We start from the raw sequence: 5,399 nt of genomic DNA on the forward strand, positions 1-5,399 counted from the left end.
ACAAACCCGCCCTTGGCGACTTTTTCAGACAAACATTTTTTGCAATGCACCATACGAACTAACCTTGTTTGGCGATATATGTACAGCATCACATAAAATTATCTATAAGTGAACACTCTCCAATAAATTTGTATATTGAACTACTTCACGACAATTTTAAGCCTAAAACAGTAAGGCGTAAAATTGCTTCACTCAAAGCATTTTCAAACTATTGTGAAAACGAGGGCCACTTGGGCATTAACCCTTTTCATGTAATGAAGCTCAAATATAAAGAACCACTTCTCCTCCCTAAAACGATAAATTCAAGCGATATCCAAGCCATTTTAAAAATGGCATATGATGAACAAAATAAAGCAACTACCCAATATACGAAATCACAATGCAATAGAGATGTTGCTGTCTTAGAGCTTTTGTTCGCAACTGGCATGCGCGTGTCAGAACTTTGCTCATTAAATAATGCTGATGTTAATCTTTCTGCACGCTTTATCCGCATTATGGGTAAAGGAGCAAAAGAAAGAATTATTCAACTGACCAATGATGAAGTTATTACAACTCTTACAAAATATCAGAAACAGGACAGAGAACTTGATGAATCTTTTTTAAGAAATCGCGACGGACATCGATTATCGGAACAATCGGTTCGACAAATTATAAATAAATATGCAAAAAAAGCAAACTTAAAAATGCACGTAACACCCCACATATTTCGGCATACATTCGCAACACTATTGTTAGAAGAAGATGTTGATATTCGATATATCCAAAAAATATTAGGACACAGTTCAATCACAACAACACAAATTTACACGCATGTCTCCACAAAACAACAAAGACTAATTTTGGAAATAAAACATCCGCGAAACAGAATGACGATACACTAGCCATTCAGTCCAAACCAACCAAAAAGTTAGAGCATACCACCCATCACATATAGAAAATTAACCGAGTCACAACAACAGAACCAACCATCTTTAGGATTTGTTCATCTACACTCACCACAATCAACCCAACTAAATTAGCAACAAACCACATGCAATAAACAAAAGCCCAAGTTATTTCGCCGTATGCATAATCGGTTGTTGCGTCTATGATATCTTGACTTGCAGTTGCATCACCATGAGTTATGCGTAAAAGACCAACTTTCCAAGTTAAACAAAAACCGACACCGCTAATAAGCGCAGATATTAACAATGCAACCATAATAAGCTCTCTAATAACATTCATGCAACATACAAAAACAAACTTTGCGTAAATAGGTTTGTTGATGAAGACAATAACTACCACTCATCCACCGCTAAAATCATTCAAGATACTCAGAAGCTTGTTGAGGCAAGGTTTGAGTTTGTTTGTGAGTTTGATGATATAAAATTATTCAGAAAATGCAAGTAGACCCTATTTAAACAATGTATAGAGGATTGTGGTGAGGCCGCTGGGATTCGAACCCAGGATCGCATGCACCCCAAGCATGTATCCTAATCCAAGCTAGACGACGGCCCCACAGGTTTGTGTCTATGTTTTAGGGGTTTAGAGGTTTCTCAATACGTATATGAACTTAAATCTTCTGGATGTCACCGCTTTAGCTGCCATGGATTTTGAGGTAAACCGTAACAACATCAGCGCTAACAGAGACCAACAGGGCATTAGTGGATAGCATGTTGGGTTCAAAATTGTGTGTCATATATCGCTGTTTGTACAGAATAGCAAGTAAAAAACAGCCACATGTAAAATCCACAGAATGCATGTGTAGACAAATATCAAAAATAGGCACGATTTTGTTGTTTTATATATTGATAAGAGTATTTTTTAGGCAATATTTTTATAACGAAAGCGCCGCATTCAAAAGTCAGCATGGGTAGTAGTCCTGTGTATAATGAATTTCGGTGAGCAGCAATACCGTTTAAGGCTTTAAAAAAAGATACTTTGGATAGTTTAACCTTAGAATGGGTTTTGCATGTTAAGAATTACAAGTTATTTTTGGATAGAGTGCGTTGTGTGGGTTGTCAGATTTGTATGAACGCCTGCCCCAAACAAGCCATAACCACCCAAAAGCAACCTATACTACCCGGTGAGAGGGTAAGAAAAGCTAGGGTGGATGTTGATGGGGCGAAGTGTAATTTTTGTGGGATTTGTGATGTTACTTGTCCATATGGTGCCATAGAGGTTGCTCAGGATGGCAGGGGTTCGGATGCGCTTTTGGTTTTGGCTAAGGAGAGTTATCCTCAGCTTGTGCGCGATATCGTGGTGGATACGCGTAGGTGTGAGAAGAAGTGTGTGGAGTGTGAAACTGTGTGTCCGCTGGGTCTTATTCGGGTTTCAAAGGCAGGGTTTGATGGTAAACCGGTTGTGGATGTGTCTAGTTTGTCGGCGTTGGGTCAGAAACGGGTGCAGGTTAGAGTTGATATTCAAAGAGAGTTTTGTCCTACTTGTCGGTTGTGTGAATTTAAATGCGACTGGGGTGCGCTGAAGGTGAGGAAAATTTTTGAGGGGCGTCTTTTTGTTGATGTGGGTAAGTGTTTGGCGGGGTGTCGGGATTGTGTGGATGTTTGTCCTATAACAGGCACACTTACCCTTGATGATGAGGGTAGAGTTGTTGTTAATGAGCAGACGTGTACGTTTTGTGGGGCTTGTGTGAATGTTTGTCCAAATCCAAAAGCGCTACGAGTTGAGCGGACTAGGGTTTTGCATACTCCGGTTCGTTCGGGTACTTGGAACAAGACCCTTGAGCGGCTAACCAGTTCGGGGGATGCGGTTAAGGAATTTAAGGCATCTGCCGCACAAACTAGGCGTGAGCTTGTGGAGAATCGTTTGAGGGTGGAGACGTTAAAGAAAAATGAGTAATACCAAACAGTCTGTTGTTGTTTCTGAGGAGTTACGGGTTGGAGTTTTTGTTTGCCATTGTGGTTTAAACATTGCAGGTACTGTTGATGTACATGCTGTTGCGGAGTATGCTAAAACCATACCAGATGTTGTTTTTGTGAAGGAGAATCGTTATTCTTGTGCTGATCCCGGTCAAGAGGAGATTCGCAAAGCTATACAGGAGCATCAGCTTAATCGGGTTGTGGTTGCGGCTTGTTCGCCTCGGATGCATGAGCCGACTTTTCGTCGGGCGGTTTTGGAGGCGGGGCTCAATAGTTTTTTGTTTGAGATGGCCAATATTCGCGAGTTTGCTTCTTGGTGTCATCAAAATGACCCTTTGGCGGCAACTGAGCGGGCTAAGGATGCGGTGGCGATGGCGGTTGCTAAGGTGCGCCTCATGCAGCCCCTGCAAACCATTGAGGTGCCGGTTACCAACAAAGCTTTGATTGTTGGGGGTGGGATTGCTGGTATAAATGCCGCATTAGATCTTGCTGAGCAGGGATTTAAAGTATATTTGCTTGAAAATACCCAGAGCATTGGGGGGCATATGGCGGCGCTTGATAAGACTTTTCCCACCTTGGATTGCAGCATATGCATTGAGGGACCCAAGATGGTGGATTGTGCGCGTCATCCAAACATTACCATTTTGGCTAATAGTGAGTTAGTTAAATGTGAGGGCTACATCGGCAACTTTAAGGTGACTATTCGTCAGAATCCGCGTTATGTTTCGGCTGAGAAATGCACAGGTTGTGGAGAGTGCCGTGATGTATGTCCGATTGAATACCCCAATGCGTGGGATCAAAATCTTGGAGCCCGCAAAGCTATAAGTGTGCCCTTTGAGCAGGCTGTGCCGCTTGTCTATAGCATTAATCGTGATTATTGTATTGAGTGTTTTAAGTGCACCGAGGTTTGTGGGGAGCGTGATGCGATAGATTTTGATCAAACACCCCAAGAAATCGTTGTCGATGTGGGTGCCATTGTGGTCTCCACGGGGTTTGAGGTGTATTTGCCCTTTGATATGCCGCTTTTAGGATATGGCAAATACCTCAATGTAGTCACTAGTATGGAGTTTGAGCGCTTAATTTTGGCAGCTGGACCCACCGGTGGTAGGGTTGTGCGTCAATCCGATGGACAGAGACCACGGCGGATTGCATTTATTCAGTGTGTGGGGAGCCGCGATAAACAGCACTATGCGTATTGCTGCAATTTTGGGTGTATGTATACGCTAAAGCATGCGGTGCAACTCAAAGAGAAATACAAGCAAGATGTAGAGGTCTACATTTTCTATATGGATATGCGCAGCTCATCTAAGGGGTATGAGGAATTCTATGACCGCGCACGCCAACACGGAGTAAACTTTATCCGCGGACGAGTCAGCAGAATCGAAGGAGACACCCAAACCCACAACCTCACAATACACAGTGAAGATTCACTGCTAGGTCAACCCATTGAGGTTGAGGCGGATATGGTTGTGTTGGCAACGGCGTCCATACCTAAAAAAGGTAGTGCCGAGGTTGCTAGGATTCTTAATTTGGGTCGTGATGCAGATGGATTTTTTATGGAAGCACACCCCAAACTCAAACCGCTCGATGCACCAACCGATGGCATATTTTATGCGGGAGCTTGTGTGGGACTCAAAGACATACCCTACAGCGTCGCGCAGGGAAGCGGAGCCGCCTCACGAGCCGCCACCGTTCTAAGCAAACACACATGGAAAATTGAACCCATCATAAGCCGAATAGATAAAGAAAAATGTAAACAATGCGGCGTATGCGTGGATAAATGCCCCTACAACGCTATCCAGCAGGAAAAAAATCATCCGGCTGGTATTATAACGGCTAGTTGTCATGGCTGTGGTACCTGTGTAGCGGAATGTCCCCATCATGCCATAACTCAGATGCATTTTACCGATGCACAAATTATGGCGCAAATTCACTCCGCCCTCCAAACCCACCCCGAAGACAAAATTTTAGCCATACTTTGCAATTGGTGCAGCTATGCCGGAGCCGATCTCGCAGGAATCAGCCGATGTGACTACCCAGCAAATGTAAGAGCCATTCGGGTCATGTGTAGCGGCCGAGTCTCCAAAGAATTTGTCCTAGAAGCACTCAAATTGGGTGCAGGAGCAGTTTTAATCGGAGCCTGCCACTTACCCTATGATTGTCACTACATAGATGGAAATGCCAAAATGAAAACCCGAACAGACTCACTAAAAACTGCACTCACTAAGCTGGGTCTTAGTCCGCAGCGCTTTCGCGTAGAGTACATTTCAGCTGCCGAGGGCATCCATTATGCAGAAACCATAAAAGAAATTGATAACCAGCTCAAATCGCTGGGTAGAGAAAAAATTCAAGCAGAAAACACCAAACTAAAACCTCTCCTGGAAAAAATGCTCAAACATAAATAATAGTCCGCAACAACATACTGCTTTGACCGCATTATAAATAAGTGTTGATTGTATATGTTAACACGTGCTTAGTTATGAATAAAAAGTACAGTGTTAACTTGACCAAAGATGAGCGTTGGATAATTTTTGAGACAAT

4 protein-coding genes and 1 tRNA gene are annotated in these 5,399 nt (G+C 43.0%); 3 read left to right on the forward strand and 2 right to left on the reverse strand.

What is annotated here, in order from left to right:
* Positions 1-230 precede the first annotated feature (230 nt).
* Positions 231-881 carry a tyrosine-type recombinase/integrase gene (locus FWF39_RS11720; protein ID WP_343383622.1) on the forward strand — a complete coding sequence of 217 codons (651 nt, stop codon included), beginning with the start codon at positions 231-233 and terminating at the stop codon, positions 879-881.
* Positions 882-924: 43 nt separating this feature from the next.
* Here the strand turns inward: FWF39_RS11720 and FWF39_RS11725 are convergent, their stop codons facing one another.
* Together FWF39_RS11725 and FWF39_RS11730 are read right to left on the reverse strand one after the other, a co-directional pair.
* A complete protein-coding gene (locus tag FWF39_RS11725) occupies positions 925-1,200 on the reverse strand; it encodes a hypothetical protein (RefSeq protein WP_343383623.1) in 276 nt (91 codons plus the stop codon).
* A 218-nt stretch (positions 1,201-1,418) separates the two neighbouring features.
* Positions 1,419-1,497 (reverse strand) — tRNA-Pro (locus tag FWF39_RS11730).
* 486 nt (positions 1,498-1,983) lie between these two features.
* On the opposite strand from FWF39_RS11730, the gene FWF39_RS11735 reads away from it, so the two are divergent.
* Both FWF39_RS11735 and FWF39_RS11740 read left to right on the forward strand, forming a co-directional pair.
* Positions 1,984-2,838, forward strand: a complete 855-nt coding sequence (locus FWF39_RS11735) for a 4Fe-4S dicluster domain-containing protein (protein WP_343383625.1) — start codon at positions 1,984-1,986, stop codon at positions 2,836-2,838.
* Positions 2,831-5,263: a hydrogenase iron-sulfur subunit gene (locus tag FWF39_RS11740; RefSeq protein ID WP_343383624.1), complete on the forward strand. Its 2,433-nt coding sequence runs from the start codon at positions 2,831-2,833 to the stop codon at positions 5,261-5,263. The genes FWF39_RS11735 and FWF39_RS11740 overlap by 8 nt, the downstream gene beginning before the upstream one ends.
* Positions 5,264-5,399: the final 136 nt, after the last annotated feature.

Origin of the sequence: Candidatus Bathycorpusculum sp., assembly GCF_009778815.1 — an archaeon.
In the GTDB taxonomy this organism is placed as follows: domain Archaea; phylum Thermoproteota; class Bathyarchaeia; order Bathyarchaeales; family Bathycorpusculaceae; genus Bathycorpusculum; species Bathycorpusculum hydrogenotrophicum.